A 22,688-nucleotide genomic window follows, 5' to 3' on the forward strand; every position below is an offset into this window, starting at 1 on the left:
AGCGCGAATGTAACGAAGGAGAATTTACGAGGCCGTAGTTTCGCGTTAGGAGGCTTTTGCGTAGTCCCCGGACTGAGGCAGACAACGGTGGCTTGCCGAATAGATCACGAATCGCTCACCGCGGAGAAATCCGATCAGCGTCAGTCCGAACTCACGGGCAAGTTTGACTGCGAGACTGGAAGGCGCGGACACGGAGGCAATCACTGGAATGCCGACGGCGAGCGCCTTCTGGATAATTTCAAAGCCACCTCTGCCGCTCACGAGCAGGACATTATCACTGAGTGGCACGCGGTTTTGCAGGAGCGCCCAACCGGCGATCTTGTCCACCGCATTGTGTCGACCGACGTCTTCTCGCAGGACGACGAGGTCGCCTTGCTTGTCGAAGAGTGCGGCAGCGTGAAGGCCGCCGGTCCGATCGAACAGGGCTTGTTGTGCGCGCAATGCCTCAGGCATTTTGCATAACACTTCAGGGGAGATGCGGAAACTTTGATTGGGGGAGCGCAGCCCTCTGCGGCGGACGGTTTCGATGGTGGCTTTGCCACAGATGCCGCAACTCGAGGTTGCGAAGAAGTTGCGCTGGAGTGTGGTCGAGTCGAAATCAGCGTTCGCCAAGCGAACTTCCACGATATTCCGCTTTGTTGTTGTCTTGGTAGTAAGGTGGTCCACTTGCTCGATCTGTTCGCATGAATCGATGATGCCCTCGGTGAAAAGGAAGCCCAGAGCTAATTCGCGATCGTGCCCGGGGGTGCGCATGGTTACGCTCACGGGAACGCCGTTGACGCGGATTTCGAGCGGTTCTTCGGCGACCAAAGAATCCTGGACGGAACTGACTGCGCCGCTGCTCCATTCGGTGACCTGTGTCAATTCGAGGCTCTGCGGGGGTGGTCGCATAACAGTGGCGCTATTTTACGCGGATTCTCCTGAAATGAGCGTTGTGGGCGCGCTAGAGATAAATGAATCGCTGGATTGCTGCTCGCCTGCGTCTGAGCGCGGTCCCCAGAACGGTCTTCCGGTTGACGATGGTGCGTTTCGATTGGCGAGTTCGGCATCCATTGCTGACTCCTGGCCCGCGTTTGTGATCGCCCATTTGAGAGCCAGACCGCCGGCGATGGTCATCAACGGTGCGAAGACGGAGCGGAGGACGGAGGAGCGGCTTCTGCGCAGAACTGCGGGTGCTACGATGCCGAGACCGATGGCGCCCAGCACGAACAGAGCAGACTGACTGCCGGTTGTAAAGGGGCGAGTTGCCGGACCAGCGCTGGCGGCGTAGGCGATGAGGGAGGCAGCTTCGGCTGCGGCCGAAATGTCCTCGAACCGCGCGAGTTGCCGATCCAGTTCGTGGTCATTTGAATTGCCGCTCGCCAGAGCGAGTGCCGCGGCGCCAGTGCTCATAGAGCTTGCGGCGAAGAGTGGGCCGAGGAAGTTGGTGTGCGACCAAACTGGATTAGCGGTAGTTTCCAGCAACACTCCGGGATAGCTGATCATGGTGAGCGCAAAGGGAAGGCCGAGTGCGGAGACGACGCGTGCGGGAAGTAGACGCTGCAGCAGATGCAGGAGAACCCGGCCGAACGGCAGGCGTGCCGCAGGAATCATGAACACCGCGAGCAGCGTTGCGAATAAACCATCGCCGGAGAGCGCCCATGCCCCATGATTCATGGGCGAGGTTTTCTTGAAAATGCGAAGCATGTGGTGGAAGCGCTCAGGGCGACCGAGATCGGCGATGAGCAGAGGAGGGCAAGCCAGCATGGTGGCGAAGGCGATGAGGCGTCCGCGGCGAACGAGTTTGGCATAGCGTTCGTTGCCGGTGAGATCGGCAATCGCCGATAGGGTGTAGGCGCCGGCACTGATGCCTTCGAAGAAGAAGTAGAGCGCGATCTCCCAGCGCCAGAAAGGGCGTTTAAGAATCGGAAGGCCGTAGTAACCGGGTTCGCCGACGCGCTCTGGAGTGGCGCTGCGCTGGATGTCGTAAGCGGGCGTGAGCTGGCTGAAGACGTCGCGCGGATCGTTAATTTCCTGGAGCTCAGCCACGACTTCCTCCAGCGAAGAGCAACGCGGAAACTGCCGTGAGGGCGATGGCTGCGGCAAAGCTGAAGATGTAGTTCTTCTTGAGATGAGCCGCCGGTCGGCGCGGGCGCTCAGGGAGGTTGTAGACGAAGGAATTGTCTTTCAGCAGGAAGAATGAGTTCAGCGCGCTGTATTCACCGGATGCTTCAGCACCGTAGAGGTACGCATCGGTCTCGCCGCGCGCGTGGAGTTCCTCAACACGCTTGCGAGCGATTTCGCGGAGGTCTTTGACCTTGCCGAACTTGATGGATTCGGTAGGACACGACTTTGCACAGGCCGGTGTGAGGCCGTCCTTCTGGCGGTCATAGCAGAGGGTGCACTTGTGGGCTCGGCCATCGGATTTGTTGCGCGCGATCACGCCGAAGGGGCACGCAACGACGCAATTCGCGCAGCCGTTGCAGACATCCTGCTGGACGTAGACGTTGGCGAATTCGTTGTAGAGAAGCGCGCCTGTGGGGCAGGCTTCAACGCACGGAGCCGCCTGGCAGTGCTTGCAGACGTCGCTCATCATTAGCCAACGATTGATTTGTTCGATGGGATCATATTGCTCGACGAACGCCACGTGGCGCCAGGTTGTATCGGACAGCGCCACTGTGTTGTCGTAGCTGTTGCCGGTCCAGTTGAAGCCGTCGGCGGGAAGCTGGTTCCACTGTTTACAAGCGACCTCGCAGGCCTTGCAACCGATGCAGAGCGTCGTGTCGGTAAAGAATCCCGTCTCTTCTTCATCGGCAGGCGGCTCGGGGCGAATCCAGGTGTCGCGCAGGTCGGCGGCGATTTGTGCCAGCGACTCGTTCATATGGCTTGTCCTTCCGGCTGAGCGGATTTAGAGGTGTCTGGCGATTCTTCACGGGTGGGCCACGGAGCAGCGGGCAAAGGCTTGATGTCCTCATGGTGTTCAAGGCGGCCGGCACGTACATCCACGGTGAATGCTTTGGCTTCGTGCATGCTCACGTTGGGATCGGCGCTGATGGAGGTGAGGTCGTTTGCGATTGCGCCGACTGTCTCGCCGGCAAACCCCCAGTGGAAAGGCATGCCGATCTGGTGCACAGTCCTGCCGTTCACGATGGGGGGCTGCACGCGGCGAGTGACCATGGCACGCGCTTCAATGGCGCAGCGCGAGTTCCATGCCACCATCCATCCACCGTGGTCGATTCCCTTCTCTTCCGCCAGTTCCGCACTGATCTCGATGAACATGCCGGGCTGCAGCTCGTTGAGCCAACTGTCAAAGCGGCTCATGGGGCCGCTGAGATAGTGCTCGGTGAGGCGATAGTTGGTGGCGACGATCGGGTACTCCGCGGTAGGGCGGTTGTAGGTGTTGAGCGGGACGTGATAGAGCTCGATGGTGGGGTTGACGCGCTGCTCGGGATAGAGGAGGTTGGGAATGGGCGACTCGATCGGCTCGTAGTGCGTGGGCAGAGGGCCGTCTTTCACGCCCATCGGCGCGAATAGCCAGCCGCGCCCGTCGGGCTTCATGATGAAGGGCGCGTCGCCTGAAATGGCCTGCATGCCTGTGGAGTCGGAGTTGGGGCGATAGTCGGGTGGTTTCGTCGGTTCGAAGTCGGGGACGTCGGGGCCGGTCCAGCGCTTGTTCTCCTCATCCCACCACATGTACTTTTTGCGTTCGGACCAGGGACGGCCGTCGGGATCAGCGGACGCGCGGTTGTACATCATGCGGCGGTTCAACGGCCACGAGAAGCCCCAGTCGGGACTGGTGTATACGCCGGGAGTGAGTTTGCGCGAGCGCGATCGATTGTTGCCTTCTTCCGGGAATACGCCGCTATAGATCCAGCAGCCGCAGGCGGTGCTGCCGTCATCGCGAAGGCTGTTAAAGTCGCGCACCTGCTTGCGGTCCGCAACGGTGTAGCCATTGATTTCCATCAGGATCTTCTGGGCATCCGGTTCGCCTTCGATTCGGCTTGCCGAACCGTCGGGCAACACCTCGGCACGATCGAATTCATAATCCCAGGTGAGATTCAGCAGGCCCTGATCGCGCTCGCGCGTTGAGCCCGCGTAAAGCTTCTTCAAGCGCTTGCCGAGTTCGTAGACGAACCATGTATCGGAGCGGCAGTCTTCGGGTGGATCGATGGCTTTGTCGTGCCATTGCAGCAGACGCTGCGTGTTGGTGAAGGTGCCCTCTTTCTCGGCGCTCGACGCAGCAGGGATGAAGAAGACTTCGGTGCCGATGGTGGCGGGATCGGGATTCTCGGGTCCCTTGTACCAGAACGCAGCCGTGTCGATTTCGAACCAGTCGCGGACTACCAGCCAATCAAGCTTCTTGAGGGCTTCGCGGTTCAGTTTGCCATTAGGAGCGCCCGCCGCAGGGTTCTGGCCAAAGAGGAACATGCCTTTGATCTTGCCTTCGAGCATGCGGATCATGCAGGCGAGATGCGAGTAGTTGTCGTCCACGCGCGGAATCCACTTGAAGCCGTACTCGTTTTCTTTCGTGGCGGCATCGCCGTACCAGGCCTTGAGCAGGCTGACCATGAATTTCGGCAGATTGGCCATGAAGCCAGTCTTGGGCGTTTCCTGCTTGAGATAGCATTCGAGTGTGCCGTGATCGCGCAGAGCAGATGGCTGCATGATGTAGCCGGGGAGCAATTCGTACAGAGTCGGCACATCGGTGGAACCTTGAATGCTGGCGTGGCCGCGCATGGCCATGATGCCGCCGCCGGGACGTCCCATGTTGCCGAGCAGAAGCTGCACTATGGTTGCGGAACGGATGATCTGTACTCCGGTTGAATGCTGCGTCCAACCAACGGCGTAGACGATGCAGCATGTTCGTTCGCGACCTGAGTTGGAGCAGATCGTTTCCGCAACGCGCACGAAATCCTGTTCGCTGCAGCCGCAGATGTCGGCCACCATCTCAGGGGTGTAGCGGCGATAGTGGCGTTTGAGAATGTTCAGCACGCAGTTGGGATTCTGCAACGTCGGATCGCTTGGTGGTAGTGGATTCTCAAGGTGGCCGGTGCGCTCGGTGAACGACTCGGCTTTCATGTGATGGCCGGCCTGCGTGCGCTCGCCTTCGCCTTCGCCCTCGTAGTGCCACGTCTTTTGCGCGTCGTAGGTGCGCTTCTCCTGGTCGAAGCCGGAGAAGATGCCGCCAAGGTCCTCAGCGTCCTTGTATTCGTCATTCACGATAGTGGCGGCGTTGGTGTAGGCCAGCACGTAATCCTTGAACCACTTGTCGTGCAGCAGGATGTAATGAATGAGTCCGCCGAGAAAGGCGATATCCGTGCCGGTGCGGATCTTCACGTATTGTTGACACATGGCCGAAGTGCGCGAGAAGTGCGGGTCAACATGGATCAGCTTCGCGCCGCGTTCTCGCGCCATCATGGGAAAACGGAAACCGACTGGATGCGCCTCCGCCATGTTGGAGCCCATGATCAGAATGCAGTCAGAGTTCTGCAGGTCTTCCTGAAAGCTTGTGGCCGCTCCGCGACCGAACGAGGCGCCCAGACCGGGCACCGAAGCGCTGTGTCATATTCGCGCCTGGTTTTCGATGGGAATAATGCCAAGGCCGCCGTTGAGCAGCTTTTTGATGAGGTAATTCTCTTCGTTGTCCATGGTGGCGCCGCCCAGCGACATCATGTTCGTCACGTGGTTCAGCATTTGGCCGTCGCGGTTTTCGACGAATCCCTGCTCCCGCGTTTCCACGGTCAGGTGCGCGATGCGATCCATCGCCCAGTCGAGCGGCCTGGGCTCCCAACGATCGGAATAGGGAGCGCGATACATTACGTGCTTGATGCGATGGGGGTTCACGTTCAGCTGAAATGTGTTCGCACCCTTGGGACAGAGAGTGCCGCCGTTGATGGGGCTGGCGGGATTGCCCTCGATGTCAATGATCTTGCCGCCCTTGACATACACAAGCTGGCTGCAGCCCACCGCGCAATAGGGGCAGACGCTGTTCACCTCTGTGGCGCCGTTAATGCGTGAGTGCTTGTTGACTGAATTCGGGCTGAACGGCTGGTTTGCGCTGGCGCGTTCCGGATTTCGGGCAGGAATTCCTGAATGGTTCGGCATCAGCATCTCTCCACAACGCACACGGGGCCTATGGCTGGCACAGCCACCGTGGGTAGTCGGATGTCAGGAACGGCGGAGATGTTGCCATGACCTCGGGCAGCCAGATCGCGCCTGCCATCCGATAGAGTCACAGAGCCTGAGAGGCGACATCACGTAAGTGATATTCACGAGTGACCTGTGCACGTGGCAGAACGGTACGTTAGTTCTGACTGTCGTTACCCGCAGGCCCAATCCCTCGCGGCTCGATCCTCTACTTCGACGTGCACCTCAGGGCGTCCCCTGCGGTGGCTAGAAAACATTGCTGCCGCAGGATTTAAGGCTCTTGGACCGCCGGAAGAGAAGCCCGAGGACCCCCGGCCAAGGTTCGGCGCGCATAACAGCGGGAGAGCTATGTCGATCTCAGAGCGGGAGGACGAGGCACTCAAAGGCGCACCCTCCTTCAGGAGAATGGGAGTAAACAGATCCATTATCCGTGCGTGATGAATCATTGCCGTTGACCGAGAGTGCAACGGGCAGTATTATCCGGTCCACTCCCTCCAAGTGCCGCTATTCGGCGCCTGCATCAGCTCCTGTAAGCACTCGGCCCCCCGACCCCCTAACGGTGAGTGAACTATCTAGAAACCGCTAATGCTGTGCGGGTTTCTCAAGGCAACCTGCGCCTTCGGAGGAGCACATGTTCGTGTTTGAAATTTCCCCTCGAGTTGAATCACCGCAAATCGCGCTTCGGCTACCGCGGCGGATTCATGGCTTTGCTCTGCGCGTCATCGTGATGTGTTTTACCGCACTCATCGGTGCTATCTCTCTCCATGCCACGAATCGTGTCCAGCAAGAGAACAGCCTACCCGGCACGCCGGGATGGAATGACTTCTCCACGGTGGCGACGCAGGATCTGATCTCAGGATTTGGGTCTACGATCAGTGTCAATGCGGGTGGTTCGATTGATTTCTACGTCACCACCACGGACCCGAGCTTTACCATCAATGTCTTTCGCACCGGCTACTATCAGGGCATCGGCGCACGTCTGGTTCAATCGCTGGGCAGCTTCCCCGGCTTACATCAGGCTATTCCGACGCCAGATCCGGTAACGGGCATGGTCGCGTGTACAAACTGGACGAAGACCACGACATTGCAAGTGCCGTCAACATGGGTTTCGGGGGTCTATCTGGCCAAACTTACCACCTCCGCCAACCATTCCAGCTTCATCTTCTTCGTCGTACGCGATGACGGCGGCCATGAAGACATTCTTTTCCAGACCAGCGTGACAACGTATCAGGCTTACAACACGTGGGGTGGCACGAGCCTGTACGACAATCAAACCAGTAAGAGCGTCTACTCCTACCCGCATGCAACTAAGGTCAGTTTCGACCGACCATTTAATCCTCTGGACAGCAACGGTGCGGGGCACTATCTGTTGTACGAACAGTACTTCGTGTTCTGGCTGGAACAGCAGGGATACGATGTGGCGTACACGACGAATGTGGATCTCGACCTGGGCAGCAGCCCTCTAGTGAACCACAGGGCCTTCCTTTCGGTTGGACACGACGAATACTGGTCGCGTCCTATGCGCACGAACGTGGAGAACGCGGTTGCGTCGGGGCTCAATGTCGGTTTCTTCTCGGCGAACTCGATCTATTGGCAGATTCGATTGGAGCCTAACCCGAATGGCGTTGCCGGCCGCGTGCAGGTTGGCTATAAGGACTTCGCCCAGTCTCCGACGCCGCCGGGACCGGACCCGCAGTGGCAAGTAAATAACTCGATTCTCACCGCGAACTGGCGCGATCCGGCTATCAACGATCCCGAGAATGCCCTAATCGGCGTCATGTTCGAGAGCGCCGCAAGCGGAAACTACATCGTTCAGAATTCCTCGAATTGGATTTACGCCGGCTCCGGCTTTGTTGATGGAACGTCGATTCCCAACATCGTGGGATACGAGTACGACAAGGTCTGGAACAACGGCTTTACCCCGGCAGGGCTGACAATACTTTCGCAATCGCCGGTAGTCGATGGATCGGGGCTTCATTCGAATGCCAATTCGACAATATATACCGCTCCCAGCGGGGCCACTGTGTTCGCGTCGGGAACGATCCAGTGGAGTTGGGGGTTGGCAAACCTGAACTCGAATAACTTTGCGAACGCTGGAATTCAGCGAACGACCGCCAACATTCTGAACAACTTTATCCTCGGCGTTGCCGAGGTGAGTTTCAGCCCAAGCACGGTGAATTTCAATGGCGTTCAGGTCGGCAGCACAAGCGCCTCGCAGACCATCACGCTCACGAACTCGGGCACGGGCACGCTGAACATCGCCAGCATCGGCCTGACGGGCCCGGATCCGGGAGATTTCGCCCAGACCAACAACTGCCCAGCCGCGCTGACCTCCGGCTTATCGTGCACCATCAACGCGACATTCACGCCAACGGCGGCCGGAACCAGAGGCGCAACCATCACGGTCACGGATAACGCTGCGAACAACCCGCAGGGTGTGCCCCTCAGCGGCACTGGCCAGGCGGTGACCGCACCCATTGTGAGCCTGAGTCCCACGAGTCTCACATTCGCAAGCCAGAACGTAGGCACATCCAGCGCACCGCAGACCATAACACTCTCAAATGTCGGCACGGGTCCGCTGTACATCAGCAGCATCGCCATCGCAGGCACCAACCCTGGCGACTTCAGTTCCACGAATACGTGCCCGAGCGGTACCAACTCGCTGGACGTGAATGCTTCGTGCACCATCAGCGTGACCTATTCGCCGCTTGCAGGCGGTTCGCGCACTGCGAGTCTAACGGTGACCGATAACGCGGCAGATAGTCCCCAGAACGCCTCACTGATTGGGTCAGCGATTGTGCCTACCATCTACTTCAAAGATGGTTTTGAATCGGGGAACTTCAACCTTTGGAATCTGCCCAGCGGGGACAGCACCGGCACGCGGACGGTCCAGACACAGGTGGTCAACAACGGCACCTATGCTGCGTCTTTCGTAAATGCCACCAGCAAGTACAGCTATATCTATACCGCGATGTCCGCTGCGCACAGCCAGACGTTTACGCGGTTCTACTTCCGGCTGGCGAGTCTGCCACAAACGACCCCTCTCGCGATAGGTTCGGCTGCCAGTGGGTCCAGTAGTTGGGAGATAGACTACGACAGCACTTTCCAGGGCCTGGACTTCTACTTCTGGGACAGTACGGGGAACGTGCAGAGCGTGTTCTCGGCTAAGAGTTCCATCGTTGCCAACCAATGGTACTGCGTGGAATTAGGTGTTAATCAGACGACTGCCGGAGTAGGCCAGGCGTGGCTCAATGGAGCTCTGATCGGCACTGTCAATGCCAATCTTCTCACTGCCAATCCGTTCGTCAATCTGATGCTGTATACCACGTCTGCCGGCACGTTCTACTTCGATGACGTGGTAGTGTCCAATCTCTACAACGGCCCGCTGAATGCTGGGCCATCAGCGAACGTGAGCCCGGCGAGCGTGGTGTTTGCCAATCAACTGGTGAATTCAACCAGCAGCTCGCAGGCGGTTACGCTGAGCAATCAGGGAACGGCTGCCCTGAGCATCAGCAACATCGCGCTGGGTGGAACGAATCCTGGAGACTTCGCTCAAACGAACAACTGCCCCAGCGGGACCAATACGCTTGCCGTCGGCGCTTCCTGCACGATCAATGTCACGTTCACTCCAAGCACTACCGGAACGCGCGGCGCCACACTTGCAATCACCGATAACGATCCGACGGGCGGCCAGAACGTGCCGTTGAGCGGAACAGGGGCCCCGCCAACTCCGGGGGCTACGGTCACACCAACCAGTCTGACTTACGCCAGTCAGGCAGTGGGTATGACCAGTACCGCGCAGGTCATCACGATCAAGAGCAGCGGAACATCGGCGCTGAGCATCAGCAGTATCGGGCTAGGGGGAACCAACCCCGACGACTTTGCGCAAGCCAGTAACTGCCCCACCGGAGCCAATACGCTGGCGGTCGGCGCCTCGTGCACAATCAGCGTCACCTTCACTCCGACTGCAACGGGCACTCGCAGCGCCATCGTCACCATCACAGATAACGACCCGAGCGGCGTACAGAATGTATCGCTGAGCGGAACGGGGACTACACCGACGCCGGGCGCGACAGTGACCCCAACCAGCCTCAGCTATGCCGGGCAGGTTGTAGGTACAACCAGCGCGGCGAAGACCGTTACGATCAAGAGCAGCGGAACGGCTCCGCTGAGCATTAGCAGCATCGGGCTGGGTGGGACGAACGCCGGTGACTTTGCTCAGACCAACAACTGTCCCAGCGGTACCAATACGCTGGCGATCGGCGCCTCCTGCACGGTAAATGTCACCTTCACGCCAACTGCTACCGGTGCTCGCAGCGCAACGCTGGTCATTACCGATAACGACCCGTCGGGCACCCAGAACGTGGCGCTGAGCGGATCAGGCGCTTCCCAATCCGCAGGGGTGACGGTCACTCCCACCACGCTCGCCTTCAGCAGCCAGATTGTGGGTACAAGCAGTGCCGCGCAGATCATCACAGTGAAGAGTAGCGGAACGGCCGCACTGAGCATAAGCAGTATTACGCTGAGTGGGACCGCTGCCGGGGACTACGCTCTTGGCAACAACTGCCCCAGCGGAACTAATACACTGGCGGCCGGCGCTACCTGCACCGTCGGCGTCACGTTTACTCCAACCGCTCGTGGCACCCGCACTGCCACCGTAACGGTGAGCACTAATGCGCAAGGTACAGCACCTACCGTCGCGCTCTCGGGCACGGGAATCGGACCAGTCGCGTCGCTCTCGACCACCGCGCTCACGTTCGCTACTCTGAGGCTGACGACAACCAGCGCCGCGAAGAGCGTCACTCTCAGCAACAAGGGCAATTCCACACTGAACATCGCCAGCATTGCTGTCACAGGCGATTTCGCGAAAACAACCACGTGCACGTCTACCCTGGCGGCGGGCACCAGTTGCACAGTGAGCATTACGTTCTCGCCCACCGCGACGGGGACCCGCACCGGGACGCTAGCGGTGACCGATGATTCGGTTAGCGGTAGCACTCAAACTGCGTCTCTGACCGGTACCGGAGCGGACTTTACAATCTCGGCTTCGCCCACAAGCGCAGCCGTAGCGGCGGGAGGCAAAGCGAGTTACACGGTTACCGTAACTGCGCTGGGAGGCAATTTCACGTGGTCCGCCGCCTTCTCGTGCTCGGGACTGCCCAAGGGTGCCAAATGTACCTTCTCGCCAACATCTGCGTCACCGGGGACGACATCGGCAAGCTCCGCCCTGACACTTTCCACCACGAGCGGATCTACAGGCACGCCCCCTGGAACGTACACCATCAACATCAAAGGAACCTCCTCGACCTTGGTGCATACGATCCCAGTCACGCTGCAGGTGAACTAGGTACGGCGTCGCGGCCGACGGGCGGAGTCGCTGACCTCTGTTTCCAGAGACGAGCACTTGCATGCGGGTGAGGACGAACTTCATCCTCACCCGCGCTCGAAGACTCACTGGCGGTCCAGCACTTATCGATGATTTCAACCGGGCGCTTGCGATAAGCCCGTTTGCGAAGAACCATTTGAGCGGCGTGCTATTCGAATGACGCGCAGACCTCTTCGGTTCCGATGCTCCGCTTTGGCGAGTCGCGTGGACTGATGGCCATTCCGAAGGATGGGCATTGCATTGACATGCAGCGTCCTGTAGTGCAAGCATCGAACTTCGATGGTAGTTCACCCTTAACTACCTCCGAAGGATTCCTACGTGAAAACTGCGGTACGAAGGACGCAAATCGCACTTGCGCTTTCCATCGTGTCTTTGCCGCTGGCGGTCAGCGCCCAGGACGCCACACCGAGCCAGCAGACAATTCATGAGCCATTAACACTGCAGGCCGCAGTGCAGCAGGCAGCGGACAGGTACCCGGCGATACGCGCAGCGGAGGCGCAAAAGGAAGCGGCGAGGAACGCCATCGGTGTCGCGCAGGCCGCTTATCTTCCGCGTGCCGACATGCTCTGGCAGCTAAACCGCGCGACCACGAACAAAGCGAATCTCACACCGCTTGGCCAGGGCATTGTGCCGATCCCGACGGAGCCTGCGCGCGCAACCACGGATCAAAGCCAGTGGAATACGCTCACCGGCGTTCTCTTTTCCTGGCAGCCCTTCGACTTCGGTGTGCGGCACGCACAAGTTGGTGTGGCGCGTTTCGGCTACGAGTCGGCCAGGCATGCGGCGGATCTGACGAAACTCGATGTTGAGTCCGCGGCCGCGGGTGCTTTCTTTGACCTCGTTGCCGCGCGACAGCTCGACAAGGTGCAGCAGGCAAACGTGCAGCGCATGGAGGCCTTCTCCCGTTCAATTCACGTACTTGTCGACAACACTCTCCGTCCCGGCGCAGATGCATCGCAGGCCGATGCTCAACTGGCACAAGCGCGGACACTGCTCATTCAAGCGCAGACGCAGGAGAAGGTCCGGCTGGAGACTCTGGCAAACCTCTTGCAGATTTCGTCCGATCAGATACAAATCGACGACGCGGCTGTAATGGGAGATGTGCCTGCCTCATCCGATCAAAGCGGTTCAGTCGAGGCTAACCCGCTGGTTGAGCAACAGACCGCAATTCGCGATCAGGCGAAAGAGCAGCTTCATCTGTTGAATCGCTCGTGGGTGCCCTCGTTCTCACTGTATGGATCCGTTTCCGGACTTGGCGCCGGCCTGACAAGCGCGCCTGTTCCAGTGTTTCAAGGCGGAACGGCTGGGCTCGCGCCGCAGACGTACAACTGGCTCGCTGCCGCACAGGTAACGTTCCCCGCATTCCAGATCTTCACGCTGCATCCGCAGCAGAAAGCACAACAAGCTCAGCTCAGCGCAGCCGAAGCGAATCGAACGCGCGTGATGAGCGACGTTTCGGCGCAGCTGAAGGAAGCTCGCGCATTGCTCGCGGGAGCGAGAGCGGTAGCACAGAATACTCCCGTAGAACTTGATGCGGCACGCCAGAGCGAGCGGCAACAGCAGGCGCGCTATCAGGCCGGGCTGGCAACGGTGATAGAGGTCTCAGCCGCCGAGTCGGCGCTCGCGCAGGCCGAAGGCGACGATGCTGTTGCCAGGTTGAATGTCTGGCGCGGATTGGCCGGGGTCGCAGAGGAGGAGGGAGATCTCAACCCTTTCCTGCAACTGCTGCAGAGGAAACCGTGAACTCGCAGATGAGGAGCAAAGTCGAATGGGTCTGATTCGCGCAGCACTTCGCAGGCCGATCACGGTTCTCGTTCTGGTTGTTGCGCTCGCGTTGTCTTCGATCGTCGCGCTGATGCGCACGCGGATCGATATCCTGCCGTCACTCGATCTGCCAACGATTTATGTGGCGCAACCCTACGGAGGAATGAGCCCGCAGCAGATGGAGGGCTTCATCTCCTACTACTACGAGTACCACTTCCTCTACATCAATGGAATCGAGAGTGTTGAAGCGAAATCGATTCAAGGGACGGCGCTGCTGCGGCTGAATTTTCATCCAGGCACAGACATGAGTGAAGCGTTGGCGCAGACGATTTCTTACGTGAACCGCGCCCATGCATTCATGCCGCCTGGGACAGTCTCGCCCTTCGTCATTCGATTCGACGCCGGCACGCTTCCTGTCGGATATCTTGTCTTCTCCAGTCCATCGCGCACGCTCTCTGAGATTCAGGACCTCGCGCTGAATCGCGTGCGGCCGGTCTTCGCCACGCTACCAGGTGTCTCTTCGCCGCCGCCATTCGGTGCAAATCAGCGCACGATCATCCTCAACGTCAAACCTGACAAACTCCACGCCTACGGACTCTCGCCGCAGTCGCTGGTGCAAGCTCTTACCGCGGGCAACAGCATTCAGCCCGCGGGCAATGCGGATATCGGCACAACGAACACCCTTGTTTCAACGGATTCGACAGTCGTCGATTATCAGGACCTGTTGAACATTCCGCTCAAGACAGGCGCCGGCGCTGGCGTCTATATGCGGGACGTTGCCAGCGTCTCTGATACATCAGACATTCTGGCCGGTTACGCTCTCCTGAACGGGAAGCGCACCATCTACATTCCAGTTACAAAGCGACCCGATGCCTCGACCATCTCGGTGGTCAACGAAGTGCGGCAGAGTCTCAGCCGGTTCCAGTCGCTGCTGCCTAGCGACATCAATGTCAACTACGAGTTCGATCAATCGCAATATGTACGCTCCGCGCTGAACGCTGTTCTCCGGGAGGGATTGATCGGCGCGGCATTGACGGGGCTGATGGTCCTGCTGTTCCTACGCGATTGGCGTTCGTCGCTGATAGTGGTCATCACGATTCCATTCGCGCTGCTGGGCGCCGTGGTGGCGCTCAGACTCACCGGTCAGACCATCAACATCATGACACTGGGCGGACTCGCTCTAGCGGTCGGCGTGCTGGTTGATGAAGCGACCGTCCTGCTTGAGAACATTCACGTGCACGTTGAACAGGGAGAGACGACTGCACGCGCCGTCTTTTTGGCGAGCCGCGAAGTTGCCACTCCTCGTCTGCTCGCGATGTTGAGCGTGATGGCCGTCTTTCTCCCGTCTTTCTTCATGACTGGACCGGCGCACTCTCTGTTTCTGCCGCTGTCGCTGGCGGTCGGCTTCGCCATGGGCGCTTCTTACCTTTTATCGAGCACTCTCGTTCCGGTGATGGCGAACTGGCTCCTGCCCGACAAGGAACAACGGCAGGAACATGCGCAACAAGAAGGCCGATTCGCGCGCTTCCGCCGCCGCTACCATGGAGCTCTCGAGCGCGCGATGCGGTATCCGGCCTTGCTGCTCACCGGATACGCGGTTGTTGCCGCCATCGTGTTCGCGCTCGTCGCGACGCATATTCCGCGCGAGATCTTTCCCTCATCGGCTTCCACACAATTCAGGTTGCGCATCGACGCTCCTGATGGAACGCGCGTCGCCGTAACTGAAGATCTCGTTCGGCGCGTGCTAGCCTCCATCAATGACGAAGCCGGAGCGGGCAACCTCGACCTCAGCCTTGGCTACGTCGGAACTCAGGGGGCATCTTACCCAATCAACACAGTCTTCCTTTGGACGAGCGGCCCGCAACAGGCCGTCATCAATGTCGCCCTGAAGCTAGGAAGTGGGATCTCACTTCGCGATTTTGAGGAGCGTCTAAGAAGCCGGTTCGCGCGCGACTTCCCTGCCCTGCATTTCTCGTTTGATCCGGGTGACTTGGTCAGCCAGATTCTGAACTTCGGTTCTCCCTCTCTCGCGGAGGTCGCAATCACTGGGCCGCAGTACGGGGATGTGCAAGCGTACGCGGAGCGAGTCCGCCAGCAGCTTCTCAAAGTCGGCTCTTTGCGTGATGTGGAGTTCGAGGAGCCGCAGCACTACCCGGCGATCGATGTGCGCATCAACCGCATTCTGGCAGGGCAGTTGGGCGCGACCGCGACTGACGTTGGCACAGCGGTCGGGTCTGCTACTGCGTCCAGCAGATTTGTCGCTCCGAACTACTGGCGCGACCCGAAATCCGGGGTCAGCTACCAAGTCGAAGTAACTGTCCCGCAGGCCCAGATGACCTCGATGGCTGACGTGGCGAACATCCCGGTTTCCAGCACGACTGGCGCTCAGCCACTGCTCAGCCAGGTGGCGTCGATTCGGTCCACCAGCGTACCCGGCGAACTCGATCGTCAAAACGGCCAATGGATGCTGATCATCAGCGCCAATCCAGCGGGAAATAACCTTGGGACTGTTGCAAATGATGTGGACCGGGCGATTCGAGACGCGGGCGATCCACCACGCGGCGTAACCACCTCAGTGCGCGGGCAGATCAGCGCGCTGCGACAGATCTTTGGCGAACTCCTGATTGGCCTCAGCGCTGCCGTACTCGTGATCCTGCTTCTTCTCTCTGCGAACTTTCAATCCGTTCGTCTTTCGCTTGTGGTCGTGTCTACTGCTCCCGCGGTGCTGGTTGGCGTGGCGCTGATGCTGCTGGTGACAGGCACGTCACTCAACCTTGAGAGCTTCATGGGAACCATCATGGCCATCGGTGTTGCTGTTGCCAATGCAATCCTGCTCGTCACATTTGCGGAAAAGAATCGCCGCGCCGGAGTCGAACCACATAAGGCCGCTCGCGAGGCCGCCGCGGAGCGATTGCGCCCCGTTCTCATGACGAGCCTCGCCATGATCGCGGGCATGATCCCCATGGCTCTTGCCATCGGCCAAGGAGCGGAAGAGACCGCGCCGCTCGGCCGTGCAGTCATAGGCGGGCTGGCCGCAGCCACGCTGGCGACCTTGTTTCTGCTTCCCACCATCTTCGGAATCGTCCAAAGTAAGGCTTCCACTGAATCCGGTTCGCTCGATCCCGAAGATCCCGATAGCCGCTACTACTCTCCTGCCTCGGAGCCCTTGCGATGAGAATCTGCCTTATTGCCTCAGCGCTTCTGCTTGCTGCCCTGAGCGGCTGCGAAACGGGAAATACGAACAAGGCGAAACCCGCGCAGGCTACGGCTGCGCCTGATGTCGAAACCGTTCCCGTCACATCGCGCCAGCTCGACCTGAAAGTCAGTTTGCCCGCACAGCTTCTGCCGTATGAGTCTGTCGACATCTATCCCAAGGTGACCGGCTTTCTCGACTCCATTCGCGTGGATGTGGGCTCGCGCGTGACTCAGGGCGAGGAACTGATGCGCTTGTCTGCGCCGGAACTTGTGGCGCAACGCTCACAGGCTGAAGCGGCGGTACACGCGGCTGAATCGCAACTAGCTACTGCGCAGGCAAAGCTCGCCTCTGATCAGGGAACGTATCTGCACCTTTCGTCGGCAGCGGAGACCCCCGGCGTCGTCGCGCAGAACGACGTGATGGTTGCGGAGCAGACCGTTGCCGCCGATAAGGGGACCGTCTCCGCCGGTGAACATAATTTGGGCGCGGCAAAAGATGCGCTTCGCAGCGTCTCACAACTCGAGTCGTATCTCACGATCAAAGCGCCTTTCAGCGGCGTTGTGACCATTCGCAATCTACATCCCGGAGCGCTCACCGGGCCGGCCTCGGGTCAGGCCGGTTCGCAGCCGATCGTGCGCATCGTCGACACCGACCGTCTTCGCGTGGTTGTTCCCATTCCCGAAGCAGAAGTGGGGGAGATCAAACAGCAGGAGCCGGTTAGCTTCACAGTGCCTGCTTATCCGGGCGAAGTCTTCCACGCGCCGATTGCTCGGATCGCTCACGATGTGGATGTGAATACGCGGACGATGCATGTCGAACTCGACGTGCGGAACAGCGACGGCAAGCTCGCTCCCGGAAGCTTTGTGACTGTCTCGTGGCCTGTTCGGCGCCATGCCGCCACGCTGTTCGTCCCAGCAACAGCCGTCACCGGAGACCAACAGCACACGTTCGTGATCCGCGTCCGCGACAACAAGGCGGAGTGGGTTAATGTGCAAACCGGGCAATCTGCCAATGGCGAGACAGAAGTCTTTGGAGATCTGCATGCCGGCGACCAGATAGTCCGAATTGCCTCCGATTCCATCCGCAACGGTCAGAACGTCACGGTTCGCATGGCGAAGCAATCCTGAGCGCAGAAGAGGAACTCCCGATGGCAAAGCGGAGCAGCGCCAAATACCAGGATCTCTACATCGGCCTCGTCCGCCTGCACGTCCTGCATCATGCCGCGAAGGAGTCGGTTTTCGGCCAAGGCATGATCGAAGAACTTGGCCGGCACGGCTATCGGCTTGGGCCAGGAACCATCTATCCGCTGCTGCACAGCATGGAGCGGCGCGGCTGGTTGAGAGCCCAGCTTGTCGTGGTCGCGGGGAGAAGAAGAAAATCCTACGTTGCCACTCACGCTGGCAAAGCCGCATTGACCGAGGCGATTGCCCGGGTCGAAGAGCTGGTCCACGAGGTCGCGAAAAGTGATGGGGAAGCGCACACGTAAGAGCGCGGTCTCGCCAGCACAGCGCTCCGACCAATTACACGTGGCGCATAAATCGTGTGAAGAACGAAAGGCGGGATTGGGTTTCCAATGGATGAGGCAATGTGGTAAACAGTTTGTCTATTGGTATGAATTGCCGGCAGATTCCCTGTAGGCACGTTTCGATGAGCACGAACGGAGATACACTCTCGCGATGAAGTCTCACGCATTGGCAGCAGCACTGGCGATTTCGCTTCTGTATGCAGGCACAGGCGCGGCATTGGCGCAAGCTCCAAATGAGGAGCAGATGCAGCAGTACGCGCAGGCCGGACAGAGAGCTCTGGCATCCGGGAAGTACGATGAAGCGCGGGAGAACCTGGAGCAGGCGCTGAAGCTGAATCCAAATATTGCGGAGCTGCATGCGATGCTCGCGGCGGTCTACTTTAAGCAGAGGGCGTATGCGTCCGCGGTGCAGGAGATTCGCACGGCGCAGAAGCAGAAGCCTGGCCTGCCAAGGCTCGATAGCCTGCTCGGGTTGTCCCTTTCTGAAATGGGCGATTTCAGGGAAGCCCTGCCTCACCTGGAGAAGTGGTTCAGGCAATCAAAGGAACCTGACGTGCGGCGAATGTGTGGGCTGCAATTGTTGCGGGCGTACGACCGATTGGGGCGCGACTCCGAGACGGTGGAAACCGCGCTGCAACTGAACAAACTGTATCCCGACGACCCCGAGGTGCTTTATCACACGGGCCGCGTTTATGGTAACCAGGCGTACGTGGTGATGGAGAAGTTGCACGACTCTGCCCCGAATTCGATCTGGATGCTCCAGGCGCAGGGCGAAGCGAACGAAGCCAACAAAGATCCGGAATCGGCGATCATCGCATTCAATCACGTGCTGAAGATAGATCCGCGACGTCCGGGGATGCATTACAGGATCGGGCGGGTTTATTTGCGGCGGTATAACGAAGCGCGCCGTCCTGAGGATCGCGAGCAAGCCGAACGGGAGTTCAATGCGGAGCTTGAGATTGATCCGAATAATGGAAATGCGGCTTACGAACTAGCCCAGATGGCGGCGGATGATAACAAACTTGAGGAAGCGAAGACGCGATTCGAGCAGGTTGTGCAGCGCTTCCCCGATTTTGAACAGGCTCTCGTGGGTCTCGGCGGCGTGTACCTGCAGGCGCAGAATTCGGCACAGGCTGTGCAGCCGTTGAAGCAGGCGACCAAACTGGATCCCTCTGACGAAGTAGCGTGGTACCGGCTCGCGCAGGCGGAACGCGGCGCCGGGAATCGCGAAGGTGCGCAGATGGCCATGCAGACGTTTCGCAAGCTTCATGACTCGAGCAGCGCTGCGCATAAACCGCCGGCTCTCGACAGCGTAACGGCGCAAGAGCTGCGTTCTGATCCGCAACAGCAGCCATAGACAGGAGGACAGTTTGTCACGCTACGCATTTCTTCTTCGACTGAAGCCGGGGACCGGGCCAGATTACGATAAGGCGCACACTGCAGTGTGGCCCGAGTTGTTGACGGTACTCAAGGACGCGGGAATCTCCGATTATTCGATCTTTCGGCGCGACGAACTGTTGGTGCTGACCATGCGAATTGAAGGCGATTTTGAGGCCGCGTGGAAACGCATTAGTGAGGCGGAAGTAAACGCGCGCTGGCAAAACGCGATGGCGGAATACTTTGCACCGCAGCAGGAAACTCGGCCAGACGAGCGGTTTCCGATGATGCAGGAAGTGTTCTATTTGCCGTGAACGCTTCAGCACACCTGCACAAAGGGAATCTGCAGCAGGCTGGCCAGCTTGTTCAGCTTTCCGGCGATGTGGCCAACGCCAACCGCGCAGTGATGTGCAGGACCGTGAGCATTCCAGGCTTCAACGAAGCCACGCGCACCGAGCGGAAAGCGGTAGTGACTGTTGGTGTTGCCGATGCGGAGGATTTCGCCGGGAACGCTCTCGCCATGGGCGGCAAGCAGTTTGAATCCGCGTGCGGGATCTTCGACTATGGAAAGCAAAGTGACCGGGCCGTGCTTCACTGACATCTCCACGCCCAAGCCCTTTCCAACTTTACCGTGGTAGACAGACAACGGGCGGACTTTGATTCCGCCTTCAGCAATCGCGATGTGGCCGGGGCCATCGTGGCCCATGAGCACATGATCGGCTTTTAGATCGAGTGCGTAGTACTCGGTGAAGGAACCGCCCGCGCCGAAGCTACCCATGATTTTCATCGCAAGCGCATTCTTGACCTCATACTCTCCCGCCACCGGAATTCCGCGCGCGGTGAGAAGCGAGGTGCCGACAATGATCGAGCTCATGGTGTCTTCGTTCGCCGGAATGCCCGTGCCCTTGTAGTAATACGCGAGAGACTGCAGGTCGTGTTCGGCGACGAAGCGATCAAGAGCAACGGATGTGCGCGCGGCGCGAGCGAGTTCTTCCGCAGAGCAGTCCGGCTGCACCTCGAAATGGCTATGAAATTGGCTGATGCGTTGGCTGATCTCCGCATCGTTAACGGCTTTGCATATCGCACTCAGCTGATCGACTTCAATGTGTTCAATGTGGGTTCCGAAAGTGATAGCGACCTGCGTGAGATCTGTCTGGATATCGAGCATGCCGCTGTAATAGTGGCCCATCAGTCCTAGACGATTGTTCTGGAGTACCTGCCTTACGCGGGCCGCATCGATCCACTCGCCAATCTCGGCTTCTACGGATTCATCGCCCAGGACGCCCGTGATCTGATGAAACGGGATGCCGGCGCGCCGGAATACGTTCGCGATTTCGGGCACGGGACAGGCAGAACAGAAGGCGAGCCACTCGGCAGTCATCGCGGTGCGATCGGGCAATCGATTGAAAGATTCGTAATCGATGGCATCGGCGGGCTGAAGGTTCAGGACCAGGACGGGTACCTGCGCTCGCTGAACCAGGGGCAGCACTGTCGTGGAGAGCGCGTAGGTGGTGACATAGATGATCAGGAGGTCCACATCGGCAGTACGGCAAATGCGGCCGGCTTCGCGGCCTCGCTGAGGACTGTCAATGAGCCCGAGGTTCTCGACGACGGCCCCGAATCCACTGACCTTGTCCGCTACTATGCGTACGCAACCTTCAAGGCGGTCGCGCAGGCCGACGAACTGTGGCCAGTACGCATCGAGCCCTATGCCGCAGAGCGCAACACGCAGAGAAGTGTCATTCATCGGGCTCTCCGTTCGCGAGATGGAATCACTTGAGGCTCAGGATTGAGACGGCGAATGGCGCGAGTTTGAGCTCATCTCCATTCACGGTTCCAACCCGCGGAGGTTCGTCTCCTGATTCTTCATCGACGGTCAGCGTCGACGCATTCTGTAGTTCGGCAGCAACCTTGATGGTCTTCTCTGCATTGGTGCGGTTGACGAGAAGGACTTTTCGTCCCTGGGGAGTGTTGAATCCCTGGATAGAGACGTCGGAGGGCTGAGCCTTGCCTCCCGTTTCCACCAGCTTATCTCCAGGATGGAAGTTGTCTTTGATCATCTTCAGCACCCAATAGCGAGCGTTCGGCTTGCCGGTGTTGTAGTTCATCATTGAAACGCTCGGGAACTGAGATGGATAGCCGACGAGTTGCGACTCGCCGATAACGTCAACGCCGAGCCTTGAGAGCTCGATGAAGAGATGTCCATACAGAGCTGCCGCCGCATTCCAGTAGCGGTGCGGAATGTGATCGGGGAGAGCTTTCGATGCACGGATCTCGAAGTCATCGGTGGGAAGAATAACGCCTAGTTCGTCCGTGTCGATTTTTGTATAGGGCGAGAGGCGATCGCGGATGGCGATAACATAGCGGGTCAGTGTAATGAATCCGGCTGCCTGGTTGAAGAACGTGTGCTGCCAGCCGTCGAGGCTCTCGTCGAGAGCGGGCGAGGCATAGAAGTGGAACGAGATGTAATCGAGTGGGATGCCCGGCTTGTGGTTCTTCGGATTGAGGAAGTACTCGAAGTACTTCGGATTCGACCCAGGCGCAGCGAGCGCCAGGCCCATGAACTTCGTTTCGGGGCTTACCTTGCGAATGCCTTCAACGATAGCGTCGTAGCGCTTTGTGTAATCCTCGGGCGTGGTGTTGTGTTCGAAATCGACTTCATTCAGCACCTCCCAATAAGGAAATCCGTAGTGATAGCCGGATTCGTGGCGCTTGCCGTTTTCGTCGGTGAAACCTCCCTTCGTGAACCAGCTCACGAGGCGTCCGTAGTAGTCGCCCAATTCTTTGCCGGTGGGATCACGCAGTTCCGTGCCTTTGGTGTAGTCCCAGAAGACTTGATTGGGATCGTCTGGATACTTGACCGGCTGATCTGTCTTGAACATCCACGCAGGGATCGTGCTGAAGTTGATGATGGTCGAATGGCCGTTCGTGGCGGCGAGAAAATCCTTGGTGACCGGATCGATGTGGGTGAAGTCCCACGATGTTTTCTCTTTCGTGGGAGGCTCAAGTTCCGCGACTGCGATCTTAGGGTAGGGAAGCCACGGCACGTAGCGAACATAATCCGCACCAAGCTCCTTTAGTGCAGCGAAGGACCCATCGTGTATCGGGGCGCCGGGATTGAGCATGGGATTTGTGACCACCTGCAGCGTAGGAGTTGACCTGGATACGAGGATGGTCTTGTTCCAGTTGATCTCAAGAACAGGTTTCGACTCCTGTGCCGCTGCGGGCAGCACTGATAACACCGCAAGGAGAATCGACGAGAACATCCCTGCTGTTCTCAAGGAGCTAAAAGCTGGTCCGGGCACATGCGCCTC

13 protein-coding genes are annotated in these 22,688 nt (G+C 58.9%); 7 read left to right on the plus strand and 6 right to left on the minus strand.

The window, feature by feature from the left end; genetic code table 11:
* Positions 1–45: 45 nt before the first annotated feature.
* From fdhD to fdh, 4 genes are read right to left on the minus strand one after another with little or no spacing between them, the layout of a single operon-like run.
* Positions 46–891, minus strand: coding sequence for a formate dehydrogenase accessory sulfurtransferase FdhD (gene fdhD, locus MOP44_RS01250; RefSeq protein ID WP_260794078.1), 846 nt, complete (start codon positions 889–891; stop codon positions 46–48).
* Between the two features lie 15 nt (positions 892–906).
* Positions 907–2,028, minus strand: a complete 1,122-nt coding sequence (gene nrfD, locus MOP44_RS01255) for an NrfD/PsrC family molybdoenzyme membrane anchor subunit (protein WP_260794079.1) — start codon at positions 2,026–2,028, stop codon at positions 907–909.
* Positions 2,021–2,860, minus strand: a complete 840-nt coding sequence (locus MOP44_RS01260) for a 4Fe-4S dicluster domain-containing protein (protein ID WP_260794080.1) — start codon at positions 2,858–2,860, stop codon at positions 2,021–2,023. The genes nrfD and MOP44_RS01260 overlap by 8 nt, the downstream gene beginning before the upstream one ends.
* On the minus strand, positions 2,857–6,084 hold the full coding sequence (gene fdh, locus MOP44_RS01265; RefSeq protein WP_313901043.1) for a formate dehydrogenase: 3,228 nt from the start codon (positions 6,082–6,084) through the stop codon (positions 2,857–2,859). The genes MOP44_RS01260 and fdh overlap by 4 nt, the downstream gene beginning before the upstream one ends.
* Positions 6,085–6,757: 673 nt before the next feature.
* Between fdh and MOP44_RS01275 the strand changes: the two genes are divergently transcribed.
* The 7 genes from MOP44_RS01275 (at position 6,758) to MOP44_RS01305 (ending at position 19,688) form a co-directional block, all read left to right on the plus strand.
* Positions 6,758–11,473 (plus strand): choice-of-anchor D domain-containing protein, encoded by a 4,716-nt coding sequence (locus tag MOP44_RS01275; RefSeq protein WP_260794083.1) that lies wholly within the window; start codon positions 6,758–6,760, stop codon positions 11,471–11,473.
* 357 nt (positions 11,474–11,830) lie between these two features.
* Positions 11,831–13,255, plus strand: coding sequence for a TolC family protein (locus MOP44_RS01280; RefSeq protein WP_260794084.1), 1,425 nt, complete (start codon positions 11,831–11,833; stop codon positions 13,253–13,255).
* A gap of 25 nt (positions 13,256–13,280) precedes the next feature.
* Positions 13,281–16,451, plus strand: coding sequence for an efflux RND transporter permease subunit (locus MOP44_RS01285; RefSeq protein ID WP_260794085.1), 3,171 nt, complete (start codon positions 13,281–13,283; stop codon positions 16,449–16,451).
* On the plus strand, positions 16,448–17,599 hold the full coding sequence (locus MOP44_RS01290; protein WP_260794086.1) for an efflux RND transporter periplasmic adaptor subunit: 1,152 nt from the start codon (positions 16,448–16,450) through the stop codon (positions 17,597–17,599). The genes MOP44_RS01285 and MOP44_RS01290 overlap by 4 nt, the downstream gene beginning before the upstream one ends.
* Before the next feature lie 20 nt (positions 17,600–17,619).
* Positions 17,620–17,958: a PadR family transcriptional regulator gene (locus tag MOP44_RS01295; RefSeq protein WP_260794087.1), complete on the plus strand. Its 339-nt coding sequence runs from the start codon at positions 17,620–17,622 to the stop codon at positions 17,956–17,958.
* Positions 17,959–18,148: 190 nt separating this feature from the next.
* Positions 18,149–19,354 (plus strand): tetratricopeptide repeat protein, encoded by a 1,206-nt coding sequence (locus tag MOP44_RS01300; protein WP_260794088.1) that lies wholly within the window; start codon positions 18,149–18,151, stop codon positions 19,352–19,354.
* Between the two features lie 13 nt (positions 19,355–19,367).
* The gene (locus MOP44_RS01305) at positions 19,368–19,688 is read left to right on the plus strand and encodes an L-rhamnose mutarotase (RefSeq protein WP_260794089.1); all 321 of its coding nucleotides are present in this window, start codon (positions 19,368–19,370) and stop codon (positions 19,686–19,688) included.
* Between the two features lie 5 nt (positions 19,689–19,693).
* On the opposite strand, the gene MOP44_RS01310 is transcribed toward MOP44_RS01305, so the two are convergent.
* Together MOP44_RS01310 and MOP44_RS01315 are read right to left on the minus strand one after the other, a co-directional pair.
* Complete coding sequence (locus MOP44_RS01310) at positions 19,694–21,121, minus strand: L-arabinose isomerase family protein (protein ID WP_260794090.1); 1,428 nt, start codon at positions 21,119–21,121, stop codon at positions 19,694–19,696.
* Positions 21,122–21,146: 25 nt separating this feature from the next.
* Entirely contained in the window at positions 21,147–22,640 is a 1,494-nt protein-coding gene (locus MOP44_RS01315; protein WP_260794091.1) for a GH39 family glycosyl hydrolase, read from the minus strand.
* Positions 22,641–22,688 lie beyond the last annotated feature (48 nt).

It is taken from the genome of Occallatibacter riparius (assembly GCF_025264625.1).
In the GTDB taxonomy this organism is placed as follows: domain Bacteria; phylum Acidobacteriota; class Terriglobia; order Terriglobales; family Acidobacteriaceae; genus Telmatobacter; species Telmatobacter riparius.